The organism is Shinella curvata (assembly GCF_022899935.1).
In the GTDB taxonomy this organism is placed as follows: Bacteria; Pseudomonadota; Alphaproteobacteria; order Rhizobiales; family Rhizobiaceae; genus Shinella; species Shinella curvata.
This window is the reverse complement of sequence record NZ_JALJCJ010000001.1, coordinates 438701-452874: the sequence shown is the minus strand read 5'-3', so window position 1 is coordinate 452874 and position 14174 is coordinate 438701. Positions and strand designations below refer to the sequence as shown.

Here is a 14174-nt window from a genome sequence, read left to right as displayed (position 1 = left end):
CGGCTGATAGCCGTGCGCATATTCTTGCCAGTCAGGTGCCCGCTTTCTGCGGGAGAATCGGGAATCCGGTGCGGGCGTAAGCGCCCAGGTCCGGAACGTGCCCAACGCTGTGACGGGGATGGCTCGCGCCATGAAGCTTGAATCGATTCAGGCTTTTGTCACTGGTTCTTGAACCGGGAAGGCAAGTGCGGGCCGCGTGAACCGAAGTCAGAAGACCGGCCTGACGAGATAGACCGAACCGCGCGGACGGCGGCAGGTCGTGCGCATTGTTGGGGAGATGACGATGCGAACAGAAGTCTCGGATGACCTCGTCCGGGCGGGTGCCTTCCCGTGTGAGGAGAGGCAGGCCGTCTACCGCGCCATCGAAACACGCCGTGATGTGCGCGACCAGTTTTTGCCAGACGCCTTGCCCGAGGATATCGTCGGCCGTCTGTTGCAGGCGGCGCACAACGCACCGTCCGTCGGCTTCATGCAGCCGTGGAACTTCCTGCTGGTGCGTGCCGAGGAAACCCGCCGTGCGGTGCATGGCGCCTTTCTCAGGGCCAATGCCGAGGCTGCCGATATGTTTGCCGGCGAGCGGCAGGCGCACTACCGGACGCTGAAGCTCGAGGGCATCCTGAAGGCGCCGCTGTCGATCTGCGTGACCTGCGATCCGACACGCGGCGGCGCGGTGGTGCTTGGCCGAACGCACAATCCCCGCATGGATGTCTACTCCACGGTCTGCGCCGTGCAAAACCTCTGGCTTGCCGCACGGGCGGAGGGCGTCGGCGTCGGCTGGGTCAGCATCTTTCATGACAGCGACATACGGGAAATTCTCGGCATTCCCCCGCATGTGGAGATCGTCGCCTGGCTATGTGTCGGCTTCGTCGATCGGCTCTATGCGGAACCCGAGCTTGCGGTGAAGGGCTGGCGGCAGCGCCTGCCGCTGGAAGAGCTCGTGTTCGAGGAGCGGTGGCCGGAAAACGGCTAGCGTTGCTCAGTTGACGCCGGCATCCGCCGGACGGCCGAGATCGATGGCGGATTCGTTTTCCGGCAGGAAGAGCGGGCCGACGGTGCGCACCTTGTTGTTGGCCGGATCGTAGACGCGGTCCTCGACCCTGGCGGGCGCCTTGGCAATCGTGTCCTTGTGCGGCTGCGTGCCGATCGTCGTGATGGAGCCGGTTTCGGGCGCGGCGTCGTCCGTCGTGCCCGCCGCCTCGCCCTTCATCGCCTTCTCCCGCTTGATCATCTCCTGATAATAGGCGGAGAGATTGCATCCGCAGGTGCCGGGCTTGGAAAGATCGCGGGTGCGATAGCTGAAAGCATGCTCAAGATCGCGGTAGGGACGGCCAGTGACGGTCGATGTCATCTGCTCGGTCTCCTGACCCGGCGTCATCGACTGGTAGAAGAGCTGCGTCTCGGTCTGCGGGCACATCATGGCGCAGACTTTCTGGTCGCGGCGGAAATCGAGCGGTGTGGCGCCGGAGGAAATGGGGAAGAAGCCGCCGTCGCAGGTGCGCACGCAAACGGTGCGCAAGTTCCCGTGGCCGGAGCTGCCGCCGAGCGAGCGCAGCTGCAGCCGCTCGCCATCCTCGGGCATGGTGCCGAGCGGCAGGGTGCGCGTATCGTCCTGCAACGTACGCAAGGTCTCGGTCGCCGCAATCGGCATCACCTTCGCCTCGTCGTTGCAACCATTCGTCTCCAGCGAGGCGAGCAGGCGGTTGCGCGGTCCCTGTGAGGACGTGCCGCCGGCAAATTCGCGACGCTTGCGATCGAGGATATGAAGGTTGCGCTCCATCTTGCCGATGACGGCGTCCAGCGTATCGCAGGCCGCTTCGTTTGCGCCGCCGAAGACGGTGATGCTGCCGCTGGAGCAGCCAAGGCGGCGCTGGTCGCTCTTGGCCTTGCGCAACTGGATGTTCTGGCGGGCGATGGCCCCGGCATATTTTCGGGCGCTCGTCGTGTCGACGACCACACGCGGCAGGTTTGCCAGTTCCGCCTGAATGCGGTCGCAGACGTTCGAAGCCGCCGCGCCACCCGAAACGAGCAGCGGCAGACCGGTCGCGATGGCGAACAAAAGGCGCAAACGTCCCTTCACGTCGTGGAATCCCGTTGTCGAACCTGGAAAACGGCCAGGGCTGGCCGCTTTTCACTTCCTATCATAAGCCACGGCGCGCGAGGTGCAACGCGCTCCCGGTTTTGTGATTAACGGCACGCCGTATAATATGAGTTATACAGTCACCTTTGCGCGCGAGGCGCAATTGATCTCGCCATGGGCATGGTGTAGCACTCTCGGCAAATACAACAGCCGGTTATGGCGCCGGTCGCCCGTTGGGCGACAGGATCACCCCGCAGGCAGGTTACTATGAAGATATCGTCGGTCTTGTTGAGCCCGATCTATGCGCTCCAGCTCGCTTCGGGCGCAAAATCCTTTGCCGACAACCCTGTTATCGGCAGCAAGTGGCTCAACAAAAAGGGCCTGCATGAGAAGCGCGTCTCGCTGGCCATGCGCATGGCCGCATGGCGCCGCAAGAAGCTGGAAAATCTCGTCGCACCGGATCACCGCAAGCAATATGCCGAGACCGGCTTCGTGAAGATCGAGAATTTTCTGTCGCCCGAGGTTTTCGAAGCCGTCACGCGGGAGCTGGCCGAGCGCGATTTCGAGCGCCATGACATGAAGCAGGGGGCGACGGTCACGCGGCGCGCGATCATCGACGACAGCGACCTCGAGAGCCTGCCGGGCTTCAAGGCCGCGCGCAACGATCCGCGCCTCACCAATCTCCTTCGGTATGTCTCCTCCCATGCCGGTCAGCCGTTGCTGGTCGTACAGATCGTCATGGCCCTGCCGTCGGTCGTCTCTGCCGGTTCGACCGATCCGCAGACGGCGCTGCACAGCGATACGTTCCAGCCGACGGCGAAGGCCTGGCTGTTCCTGCGCGATGTCGGCGAAGAGGACGGCCCGTTCGCTTACGTGCCGGGCTCGCACGAGATGACGCCGCAACGCCTCGCATGGGAGCGCGGCATCAGCGAGAATGCCGATGCGCTGGAAAACATCTATTCCGCTCGTGGCTCGCTGCGCATCATGCCCGATGAACTTGGCGCACTCGGTTACAGCCAGCCAGTCAAGATGACCGTGAAGGCCAACACACTCGTCGTTGCCGATACGCACGGTTTCCACGCCCGCAGCCCGAGCTACAAGACGACGACGCGTATCGAGATTTATGGCTCGCTTCGCCGTAACCCGTTCCTGCCCTTCACGGGTCTTCATATCGCCTCGCTGCCCTTCATCGCATCCGGCATGAACCGCTGGATCATCTCGGGCATGCGCTTGCGCAGCAGGCTTGGCATCAAGGGGTCGCCCTGGCGGGATGCCGGCCGCGGCAAGGCCGATGAATGGTCCAAGCGCCTCGACAAGCCGCCGGCGACCTGACCTTCGACTTTCCCGACCGGCGGCTTGCCCTTGCAACGCGGCCGGTCGGGCTCTACATATCCTCACGTCGTCAACACCGACCGGATGGTGCAGCATGGATTTCAACCCGACCACAAATCGACTTCGTTTTGTCCTCGGGGAATTCCGTATCCATGCCTTCCATCACCCTATCCAAAATTTCGTGGTCCACGCCTGACGGCCACGCGCTTCTTTCCAATATCGATTTGAGTTTCGGCCGCGAACGCGCCGGCCTTGTCGGCCGCAACGGCGTCGGCAAGACAACGCTGCTGAGGTTGACAGCCGGCGATCTCCAGCCGCTCGCTGGCGGCATCTCTATCGATGGCACCATCGGCGTGCTGCGCCAGAGCGTGCAGGTCGGCCCACACGAAACCATCGCCAGCCTTTTCGGCATCGAAGAGGCGCTCGATCTTCTGCGTCGCGCCGAACGGGGTGAAGCGGATGCCGAGACGCTGATGGAGGCGGACTGGACGCTTGAACCGCGCCTTGACGCAGCCCTGGCCCGTGTCGGGTTGGCGGCACACGCTGCAACGCATCTGGCGGCCCTTTCCGGTGGCCAGCGCACGCGCGCGGCGCTGGCCGCACTTCTCTTCAGCGAACCGGATTTCCTGCTGCTCGACGAGCCGACCAACAATCTCGACCGCGACGGCCGGCAGGCTGTGATCGACATGCTGGCCGGCTGGCGGGCCGGCGCGGTGGTCGTCAGCCATGATCGCGAACTGCTGGACACCATGGATGCCATCGTCGAACTGACATCGCTCGGCGCGACGCGCTACAGCGGTAACTGGAGTGCGTACCGTGCGCGCAAGGCGCTGGAGCTGGCTGCCGCACAGCACGACCTCTCGCACGCGGAAAAACACGCCGCCGAGGTGTCACGCACCATGCAGGTCGTCGCCGAGCGGAAGGCGCGCAAGGACAGCGCCGGCCGTAGAAAAAGGGCACGCGGCGACATCCCGCGCATCATGCTGGGCGCTATGAAGGAGCGCAGTGAACTGACGAGCGGGGCGAATGTGCGACTTGCCGAAAGCCGCCAGGCGCAGGCGACCGGGGCCGTCGTTGCGGCGCGCGAGCGCATCGAAATCCTGCAACCGTTCACGGTCAGCGTACCGTCCACGCATCTGGCCGCCGGCAAGACGGTGCTGAAGATCGATACCGTGACGGCCGGTTATGTCCCTGAACGGCCGGTTCTTCGCGATCTTTCCTTAGCGATCACGGGGCCGGAGCGTCTCGCCGTGACGGGGCCGAACGGTTCGGGCAAGACGACCCTTCTTAGGCTCGTGACGGGGCAGGTGCAGCCCTTGCAGGGCAGTGTGTGCGTCTTCACGGATTTTGCGTTGCTCGACCAGCGCGTCAGCCTGCTGGATGCTGGCCTCTCGATCCGCGACAATTTCCGCCGTCTCAATCCGGAGACCGACGAAAACGACTGCCGGGCGGCGCTGGCGCGCTTCATGTTCCGCGCCGATGCGGCCTTGCAGATCGCCGGAAGCCTCAGCGGCGGACAGTTGCTGCGCGCCGGGCTTGCCTGCGTGCTCGGAGGCGGGCGACCGCCGCCGCTGCTCATTCTCGATGAGCCGACCAACCACCTCGATATCTCATCCATCGAGGCGGTGGAGGCGGGGCTTCGTGCCTATGACGGGGCGCTGCTCGTCGTCAGCCACGACGAGAGCTTCCTGCAGGCGATTGCAATCACGCGGCGGTTGGCGCTCGTCGCGGCGGTGTAGGAACGAAAGGCCGGGACTCGCTCCGGCCTTTCTCCATCAGGCGCGGCCGAACCGGTCGATGACCTCGGCGAGGGGGACATGCCCCTTGAAGGCGCCGGAGCCGGTTGGGATTTCGCCGCTTTCGAGCGCGGTGGCGAAATGTACGGCCGGATCCGCTTCCAGCCGGCGGCGGATCGCTTCGATGCGCGGCCAGCGGCCGGCGGGGGCGACGTCGTGGTAATCGAGCCAGCGTGCGACGCCGATCAGGAGACCGTCGGCGAGCGTCGGACTTTCGCCGACGAGGTATAGCGTGGCACCGAGCATGGCCTCCAGCTTGTCATGCCGCTCGATGACAGCCTCCCGACCCCATGTCCGCAGCGATTGCTGCAGCACCGGGTCCGGTTCCTCCATTTCAAGCGCCGACCACAGTGGCGAAAAGGCGCCCGTGAAGCCGGTGTTGATATAGGCCATGAGCTGGATCATGCGATCGGCCTCGACCGATTGGGGATCGAAGCTGATGCGCCGTTCCGTGTCGCGGGCGGCGAACCAATGGGCGATTGCCATCGTTTCGGTGATCGCCCGGCCGTCATCGGTGATCAGCGCCGGGGTTTCGTGACGGGCGTTCAGCCGTGCGTAGGATGCGTCGCGCATCTCGCCCAGCATGTCGACGCGGCAGAGTCTGTAGGGTTTTCCCAGCCATTCCAACGCGGCGACGAGGCCCATGGAGCTTCCGGCAGGGAAGCCATAGATGAGGATCGGTTCCAATGGTGTTCTCCGTGATTTCTGTTGACCACGCTGCGCAGCGACACTGGACCTAGGCCTTGCCCGTCCCCATGTAAATTACGCACATTTTTGTCACCACACCGGAGCCCGCCATGAAGGATCTCGTTTCCCGTTGCCCGATCGAGGAGGTCATGCAGGTGCTGGGCGGTCGCTGGCCGACGCTGCTGATCTACTACCTGAAGGACGGAACCAAGCGTTTCAGCGATCTTCGCCGTGACAATCCCACGGTCTCGCACCGCATCCTGACGCTCGAACTGCGCAAGCTGGAAAAGGCCGGTATCGTCGTTCGGACGGTGTTCGACGGATATCCGCTGCGCGTCGAATATGACCTCACGCCCGCGGGACATACCCTGATGCCGATGATCGATGCGCTGGGTGATTGGTGGGAGGCGCACGACGCTGACCGTGCAAAGCCGCAAACGAAAACGGCCGCCGAGACGGCGGCCGTTTTGTAACGCCATCTCAGCAAATCAGGCAGGGTAGGACGCTTCCACCACGGCGAGTGCGGCCATGTTGACTACGCCGCGCGAGGTTGCGGACGGCGACAGGATGTGCGCGGGCAGGGCAGCACCCAGCAGGATCGGGCCGACATGCAGGCTGTCCGTCATGGTCTTGACGACGCCGAGCGTGATGTTGGCAGCGTCGAGGTTCGGGAAGACCAGCAGATTGGCTTCGCCCGTCAGCGTCGAGTTCGGCATGACGCGCTGGCGCAGCGCCTCGGAAATGGCGGCGTCGCCGTGCATTTCGCCATCGGCTTCGAGGTCCGGCGCCTGTTCGCGTACCAGTTCCATGGCGCGGCGCATCTTGAAGGCGCTGTCCGAGTCGCGCGAACCGAAGTTCGAGTGGGAAACCAGCGCTGCGCGCGGCGTGATGCCAAAGCGGCGGATTTCCTGCGCCGCCATGATGGTCATCTCGGCCACTTCCTCGGCGGTCGGCTCCATCGTCACATAGGTATCGGTGAAGAAGGTCGCGCCGCGCTGCGAGATCAGCAGGCTGAGGCCGGAAAAGTCGATCACGCCGGGTTTCTTGCCGATGATCTGGCTGACATCGCGCAGATGGCGCGCATAGCGTCCTTCGATGCCGCAAATCATGGCGTCCGCTTCACCGCGCTTGACCGAGAGGGCCGCAATGACCGTCTGGTTGGTGCGCACGATGGTGCGGGCGGCTTCCGGGTTGACGCCCTTGCGCCCGACCAGGCGCAGATAGTCCTCGACATAGTCGCGGTAGCGCGGATCGTCTTCCGGATTGACCACCTCGAAATCGACATTCGGGCGCACGCGCAGGCCGTAACGCTTCAGGCGCGTTTCGATGATCTGCGGACGGCCGATGAGGATCGGCTTGGCGGTGTTTTCTTCCAGCAGCACCTGGGCGGCGCGCAGCACGCGCTCGTCCTCGCCCTCGGCAAAGATCACGCGCTTCTTTTCGGCCTTCTTCGCGGCGGCAAAGATCGGCTTCATGATGAAGCCGGACCGCCAGACGAAGCGGTTCAACTGGTCGAGATAGGCGTCGAAGTCGGTGATCGGACGCGAGGCGACGCCGGTTTCGGCGGCCGCGCGGGCGACGGCCGGTGCAATGCGCAGGATCAGTCGCTGGTCGAAAGGCGAGGGGATCAGGTAGTTCGGGCCGAAGCTCGGCGTGTCGCCGGAATAGGCGCGGGCGGCGACGTCGGAGACTTCTTCGCGGGCGAGAGCCGCAATGGCGCGCACGGCGGCCATCTTCATCTCTTCGTTGATCGTGCGCGCGCCACAATCGAGCGCACCCCGGAAGATGTAGGGGAAGCACAGGACGTTGTTGACCTGGTTCGGGAAGTCCGAGCGACCGGTGCAGATCATCGCATCCGGGCGCACGGCGCGGGCCTCCTCCGGCATGATTTCCGGCGTCGGGTTGGCGAGCGCCATGATCAGCGGCTTTTCAGCCATGCGGGTCAGCAGTTCCGGCTTCAGCACGCCGGCAGCGGAAAGGCCGAGGAAGACGTCTGCGCCATCGATGCTTTCGGACAGCGCGCGCTTGTCGGTCTCCTGCGCATAGACGGCCTTCCACTGGTCCATCAGCGCTTCGCGGCCCTTGTAGACGAGGCCTTCGATGTCGTGGACCCAGATGTTTTCGACCTTCGCGCCGAGTGAGACGAGCTGGTTGAGACAGGCGAGGGCCGCCGCACCGGCACCGGAGGCGACGATCTTGGCGTCGCCGAGCGCCTTGCCGGCAAGCTCGAGCCCGTTCAGGACCGCGGCCGCCACGATGATGGCCGTGCCGTGCTGATCGTCATGGAAGACCGGAATGTCCATCTTCTCGCGCAGCTGGCGCTCGACTTCAAAACATTCCGGCGCCTTGATGTCCTCGAGGTTGATGCCGCCGAAGGTCGGCTCAAGCGCGGAGACGACGTTGACCATCTCGTCGACGGTCGGGGCGTCGATTTCGATGTCGAAGACGTCGATGCCGGCGAATTTCTTGAAGAGAACGGCCTTGCCTTCCATGACCGGCTTGGAGGCGAGCGGGCCGATATTGCCGAGGCCGAGAACAGCCGTACCGTTCGAGACGACGGCGACGAGATTGGCGCGCGCCGTGTATTCGGCGGCTGTTTCCGGATTGTCGCGGATGGCGAGGCATGGTGCGGCAACGCCGGGCGAATAGGCAAGCGCCAAGTCGCGCTGGTTGCCGAGCGGCTTGGTGGCGGTGATCTCGAGCTTGCCGGGACGGGGGTGGCGGTGGAAGAAGAGGGCCTGCTGGTCGATGTCGCCACTGACTGGGCCGTTCTGCGTCCTCGGTTTGTCACCCGTGCTCATGATGTTTCCTGCCATATGCTGTTTTGGTTGCAGCTCCACATGCCACGAAAGCGTCGCGGCGTGAAGTTCCCGGAACCTTTCATAAAGCCGCATTCGCCGGCCTGTGCAATGCCTATTTGCGGACGGAAAAGGCATAGGTGTGTCATCAATTTGAAACAGGAGTCTGGTTTTCAACGGGACGAAAGCCGCCGGTCCATAAGGGAACGCGGCGGCCGGCCACCCGGAGACGAACCGCATGAACCCGACGCCTGCCGACCCCAATGTCCGCCACTTCCGCACACTGTTCATCTCGGATGTGCATCTGGGATCGAAGGCGGCCAAGGCGGACTTCCTGATCGACTTCCTGCGTCACCATGAGGCCGAGACGATCGTGCTCGTCGGCGATATCGTCGATGGCTGGCGGCTGAAGCGCAACTGGTACTGGCCGCAGTCCTTCAACGACGTCACGCAGAAGATCCTGCGAAAGGCCCGCAAGGGCACGCGCATCATCTACATCCCCGGCAATCACGACGAATTCCTGCGCGACTTCCCCGGCACGCATTTCGGCGGCGTCGAAGTGGCCGAGCGCATGATCCACGAGGCCGCCGACGGCAAGCGCTATCTCGTCCTGCACGGCGACGAGTTCGATGTCGTGGTACGCCATGCCCGCGTGGTCGCCTATCTCGGCGATTGGGCCTATGACGCGGCAATCGCCATCAATGTCGTTTTTGCCGCCATCCGCCGCCGCCTCGGGCTGCCCTACTGGTCGTTCTCATCCTGGGCCAAGCAGCAGGTGAAGACGGCCGTGAATTTCATCGGCGAGTTCCAGAAGGTCGTCGTCGAGGAAGCGCGCCGCAACGATGCCGACGGCGTGATCTGCGGCCACATCCACCACGCCGTCATCACCGAGATCGACGGCATTCGCTACATCAACAGCGGCGACTGGGTCGAAAGCTGCACGGCGATTGCTGAGCATCACGATGGCGAGATGGAACTGATCACCTGGCAGACGCTGACGGCGGTGCCCGAGCCGGTGTCGATCGCCAGCCGCAGCCTCGGCGTTGTCGCAACGGCAGGGGCAGAGGCCGCCTGACACGTTGCGACACAGGCGCGACCGGCACGAAATCACCCGGCAGAAATAGCGGATTGGCGTACGTACATCGGCATGCTAGAGCGGGGATGTTCCAATTCAGGTTCCCCGCCATGACTGCCCCTTCCGGGTTCAACGTGACATCAGGCGCGCCGCCGTTCTTCGTCGCGCGCATCGCCCTCGTTTTCAGCGCTCCGATGATGGTGAACGGCATTGCCTTGCCGTTCTTTCCCGTCTGGCTGGAAACCTTGTCGATGAGCGATTTCCAGATCGGTATCATTCTGGCCGTGCCGATGTTTGTGCGTGTCTTTACCGCACCGGTGGCCGGCGTCATCGCAGATCGAATCGGTGAACGTTCGATCATGCTCGCCTGGTCGGCAGTGCTGTCGCTCACGACGGCGATCGCGCTCTTTGCGACGGGATCGTTCTGGCCGGTGCTGCTGCTCTACACGCTGCAGGGCGCGGTCTATTCGCCCTATGTGCCGATCACCGAGGCGATCATGCTGTCGGGCGTACGGCGCTGGAATTTCGATTATGGCCGGATGCGGCTCTGGGGCTCGCTCGCCTTCATCGTTGCGACGATGATCGGCGGCTGGCTTGCCGGCCTCTATGGTGGTTCCATGGTGCTGCCGGCGATGGCAGTGGGCTTCGTCCTGACGGTGCTCGGCGCGGTGATCGCGCCGCGGGTCGGCAAGCCGCGCCGGCCGTCGCCGATCTCGGCGATCGCCACCATGCCGACGAAAAGCACGCTTCGGCAGGCGGATGTGCAGTTCATGCTGATCGGTGTCGCCTTGGTGAATTCCAGCCATGCCATGCTCTTCGCCTTTTCGGCGATCTATTGGCAGAAGATGGGCTTCAGCGGCGTGGATGTCGGCATTCTCTGGAGTGCCGGGGTCATGGCCGAGGTGGTTTTCTTCCTGCTTGCCGTCCAGCTCCGCCGCCGCTTCAATCTGTGGTCCATGATGATCGTCGGCAGCAGCGTGGCGGTCGTCCGCTGGATCATCTTTCCGATGGACATGTCGTTTGCCGGCTACTTCATGCTGCAATGTCTGCACGCCTTCACCTACGCCATCATCCATATGAGCGTGCAGAGCCGTCTCGTGGAGCGCGTGGCGGAAGAACAGGAAGCCTCCGCTCAGGGGCTCTACTATTTCTACACCGGCATCTTCACGGCAATCGCGACCTTCCTGTCAGGCTATGTTTTCAACTGGTACGGCGTGCACGGCTTCTATCTGATGTCCTTCATCGCCGCAGCCGGTCTCGCCTGCGTCGTCGCCGGCCGGGTTTTCGCCGGGCGACTTCAGCCCCAGAGCGTTGCTTCGGGCGGATAGACCGAGGATCCTTCGTAATGCAGGCCGGGCATTCGGTCGCGCGCCAGCAGCAGGGGGCCGTCGAGATCGACGAAATCGGCGCCCTGCGCCAGAAGCACCGCCGGCGCCATGCCGAGCGACGTGCCGACCATGCAGCCCACCATGATCTTCAGCCCCAGTTCGCGGGCGGCTTCGCGTAACGCCAGCGCCTCCGTCAGGCCGCCAGCCTTGTCGAGCTTGATGTTGATCGCGTCGTAGCGGTCGACGAGCTTTGCCACGTCCTCCGTGCGATGCACGCTTTCGTCCGCGCAGACCGGGATCGGTCGCGCATGGTCTGAAAGTGCCGAATCGTTTCCGGCCGGCAGCGGCTGCTCGACGAGCGCGATGCGCGCCTCCGCGCAAATGGCGAAGTGGTAGGCGAGGTTTTCGGGCGTCCAGCCCTCGTTGGCGTCGAGGATGATCGCGCTGTCGGGGGCGCCGGCGCGCACGGCCCTGATGCGGGCGGCATCGTCGGCCGTGCCGACTTTCACCTTGAGAAGGGCGCGGCCGGCATGCTCGGCGGCCTGGCGCTGCATGGCCTCGGGCTCGCCGAGCGAGAGCGTGTAGGCGGTGACGAGTTTCTGCGGGGCGGCGGCGTTGATGACTTGCCAGGTCGGCACGCCCGAAAGTTTGGCTTCGAGGTCCCAAAGGGCGCAATCGATGGCGTTGCGGGCGGCCCCGGCCGGCATGATGCGGGCAAGGTCCTCGCGACCGATATTGTCCTCGACGATGCCACGCATCTCCTCGATTGCGGCCAGCACGCCGGGCACTGATTCGCCGTAGCGGGCATAGGGCACGCATTCGCCCCGGCCGATCTGTCCGGAGGACTCGATTTCGCAGATCACCACCTCGGCTGTCGTCTTGGCGCCACGGGAAATCGTGAAGGCCCCGGCAATCGGGAAGGTTTCGGCGGTTGCGCGCAGTCTGCGATGCATCGGGCGGGATCCTGGCTGGCCCCGAAAAATTCGAGGCGGAAACGGGCTTTTGCCGGTTCGTTCGGTGACAGATGGCCGGCGAGCCGATAAGACAGGCGCATGTTGTGCCGCAAGCACGGGAAGATGCAAGAGACTTGACCACAGCCGCCAGCCCTTCAGCCGATATCGTGAGCGAAAGCCTGCCGGACAATGGCGGGGAGGTCTGGCGCCTGTCCGGCCACTGGGTGAACACGACCGCCGTTGCCGGCGCAAAGCGGCTTGCCGACCTGGCCGGGGGCAAGGGCGGTGCGCTGGAGGTTGATCTCAGTGGCGTCTCCGAAATGGATACGGCCGGTGCGTGGCTGCTGCGCCGCGCCATCACCGAGCGGCAATCCGGCGGCGGCGAGGTGCATCTCAGGGACGGCGATGGCGAGCGTTATGCCGACCTCGTCTCTGCTCTGCCTGAAAAGCTTGCCGAGCCGCGCACGGAAAAGGCAAATCGGGCCACGCTATTTGAGCGCGTTTTCTCACCGGTCGGTCGCGTCGTTATGGACGCCTGGGACGATACGGTTGCCGCCATGTTCATCCTCGGATCGGCAGTGCGCGGTGCGCAGTTGAAGATCGGCCGCCGTAGCGGGCTGTCTCCCGCCGCGATCGTGCACCAGATCGACCATATGGGCGTGCGCGCCGTGCCGATCATCCTGTTGATGTCGTTCCTTATCGGCGCCATCATCGCCCAGCAGGGTGCCTTCCAGCTGCGCTATTTCGGGGCCGAGGTCTTCGTCGTCGACCTCGTCGGCATCCTTCAGCTGCGCGAAATCGGCGTGCTCCTGACCGCGATCATGATCGCTGGCCGCTCCGGCAGCGCCATCACCGCCGAAATCGGCTCGATGAAGATGCGCGAGGAGATCGATGCGCTGAAGGTCATGGGTCTCAGCCCTGTCGGCGTGCTCGTCTTTCCACGGCTCGTTGCGCTGACCGTCGCGCTGCCGCTGCTCACCATCATCGCGAACTTCGCCGCACTGTTCGGCGCGGCCTGCGTCGCCTGGGCCTATTCCGGCATCACCTTCGATACGTTTCTCTCGCGTCTGCGCGAGGCCATCGATCTCTCGACGGTGGTATCCGGCATGATCAAGGCGCCCTTCATGGCGCTGATCATCGGCATCGTCGCTTCCGTGGAGGGGTTGAAGGTTGGCGGCAGTGCCGAATCGCTCGGGCGCCATGTCACGGCCGCCGTGGTGAAGTCGATCTTCGTCGTCATCCTCGTCGATGGTCTGTTTGCCATGTTCTACGCGGCAATCGATTTCTAGGAACGCGCATGGATCCGGCTCTCGAAAAACAGGATGATGTCGTGCTTTCGGTCAAGGACCTGACCGTGGCCTTCGGCAGCAATGTCGTGCTCGACCGGCTGAACCTCGATATCCATCGCGGTGAAATCCTCGGCTTCGTCGGCGCCTCCGGCACCGGCAAGTCCGTGCTGATGCGCACCGTGCTGCGTCTTCTGCCGCGTCGCTCCGGCAATATTCGCATCTTCGGCACGGATTTCGACAAGGCGACGCAAGCCCAGCGCCTGGCGCTCGACATGAAGCTCGGTGTGCTCTTCCAGCACGGTGCGCTGTTTTCCTCGCTGACGGTGAAGGAAAACATCCAGGTACCGATGCGCGAATATCTCGACCTGCCGCAGGCGATGATGGACGAGCTGGCGAAGTTGAAGATCGAGCTGGTGGGCCTCGCGCCGGAGGCGGCGGACAAGTTTCCCTCAGAACTTTCTGGCGGCATGATCAAACGCGCCGCACTGGCACGGGCGCTCGCGCTCGACCCGGCGCTGGTCTTTCTCGACGAGCCGACCTCAGGCCTCGACCCGATCGGTGCGGCCGAATTCGACGAACTGATCGCCAAACTGCGCGACACCCTGGGATTGACCGTGTATATGGTGACTCACGACCTCGACAGCCTGTTTTCGGTCTGCGACCGCATTGCCGTTCTCGGGAAGAAGAAGGTCATGGTCGAAGGCACGATCGAGGACATGCTGGCCTTTGACGATCCATGGGTGCAGTCCTATTTCCAGGGCAAGCGCGCGCGCTCCATCGTCCGGAAGCCGTGAAAAAATATCCGGGAGCCTCGCTGCCCCGGAATAGGAATTGCGAAG

Annotated in this window: 12 protein-coding genes and 1 riboswitch; of the genes, 8 read left to right on the top strand and 4 right to left on the bottom strand. The window is 63.9% G+C overall.

From position 1 onward, the window contains the following. The first annotated feature begins 16 nt into the window (after positions 1-16). Positions 17-238: riboswitch (cobalamin riboswitch) on the top strand. A gap of 45 nt (positions 239-283) precedes the next feature. After that, positions 284-970 carry a 5,6-dimethylbenzimidazole synthase gene (gene bluB, locus MUU55_RS02210; protein ID WP_244759129.1) on the top strand — a complete coding sequence of 229 codons (687 nt, stop codon included), beginning with the start codon at positions 284-286 and terminating at the stop codon, positions 968-970. 6 nt (positions 971-976) lie between these two features. On the opposite strand, the gene MUU55_RS29280 is transcribed toward bluB, so the two are convergent. Beyond that, complete coding sequence (locus tag MUU55_RS29280; protein WP_244759128.1) at positions 977-2077, bottom strand: DUF2865 domain-containing protein; 1101 nt, start codon at positions 2075-2077, stop codon at positions 977-979. Positions 2078-2344: 267 nt separating this feature from the next. Here MUU55_RS29280 and MUU55_RS02200 point away from each other — a divergent pair, with 267 nt between their 5' ends. Next, complete coding sequence (locus MUU55_RS02200; RefSeq protein WP_244759127.1) at positions 2345-3409, top strand: phytanoyl-CoA dioxygenase family protein; 1065 nt, start codon at positions 2345-2347, stop codon at positions 3407-3409. A gap of 152 nt (positions 3410-3561) precedes the next feature. Beyond that, on the top strand, positions 3562-5148 hold the full coding sequence (locus MUU55_RS02195) for an ABC-F family ATP-binding cassette domain-containing protein (protein WP_244759126.1): 1587 nt from the start codon (positions 3562-3564) through the stop codon (positions 5146-5148). Positions 5149-5184: 36 nt separating this feature from the next. On the opposite strand, the gene MUU55_RS02190 is transcribed toward MUU55_RS02195, so the two are convergent. Further along, positions 5185-5892: a glutathione S-transferase family protein gene (locus MUU55_RS02190; protein WP_244759125.1), complete on the bottom strand. Its 708-nt coding sequence runs from the start codon at positions 5890-5892 to the stop codon at positions 5185-5187. 110 nt (positions 5893-6002) lie between these two features. On the opposite strand from MUU55_RS02190, the gene MUU55_RS02185 reads away from it, so the two are divergent. Next, on the top strand, positions 6003-6365 hold the full coding sequence (locus MUU55_RS02185) for a winged helix-turn-helix transcriptional regulator (protein ID WP_244759124.1): 363 nt from the start codon (positions 6003-6005) through the stop codon (positions 6363-6365). A gap of 15 nt (positions 6366-6380) precedes the next feature. On the opposite strand, the gene MUU55_RS02180 is transcribed toward MUU55_RS02185, so the two are convergent. Continuing rightward, positions 6381-8693, bottom strand: a complete 2313-nt coding sequence (locus MUU55_RS02180) for an NADP-dependent malic enzyme (RefSeq protein ID WP_244759123.1) — start codon at positions 8691-8693, stop codon at positions 6381-6383. 235 nt (positions 8694-8928) lie between these two features. Between MUU55_RS02180 and MUU55_RS02175 the strand changes: the two genes are divergently transcribed. Beyond that, positions 8929-9765, top strand: a complete 837-nt coding sequence (locus MUU55_RS02175) for a UDP-2,3-diacylglucosamine diphosphatase (protein WP_244759122.1) — start codon at positions 8929-8931, stop codon at positions 9763-9765. 110 nt (positions 9766-9875) lie between these two features. Next, on the top strand, positions 9876-11093 hold the full coding sequence (locus MUU55_RS02170) for an MFS transporter (protein ID WP_244759121.1): 1218 nt from the start codon (positions 9876-9878) through the stop codon (positions 11091-11093). Here MUU55_RS02170 and dgcA read toward each other — a convergent pair. Next, positions 11063-12046: an N-acetyl-D-Glu racemase DgcA gene (gene dgcA, locus MUU55_RS02165; RefSeq protein WP_244759120.1), complete on the bottom strand. Its 984-nt coding sequence runs from the start codon at positions 12044-12046 to the stop codon at positions 11063-11065. The genes MUU55_RS02170 and dgcA overlap by 31 nt on opposite strands. Before the next feature lie 134 nt (positions 12047-12180). On the opposite strand from dgcA, the gene MUU55_RS02160 reads away from it, so the two are divergent. Together MUU55_RS02160 and MUU55_RS02155 are read left to right on the top strand one after the other, a co-directional pair. Continuing rightward, a complete protein-coding gene (locus tag MUU55_RS02160) occupies positions 12181-13335 on the top strand; it encodes an ABC transporter permease (protein ID WP_244759119.1) in 1155 nt (384 codons plus the stop codon). Positions 13336-13343: 8 nt separating this feature from the next. Beyond that, complete coding sequence (locus MUU55_RS02155) at positions 13344-14129, top strand: ABC transporter ATP-binding protein (protein WP_244759118.1); 786 nt, start codon at positions 13344-13346, stop codon at positions 14127-14129. Positions 14130-14174 lie beyond the last annotated feature (45 nt).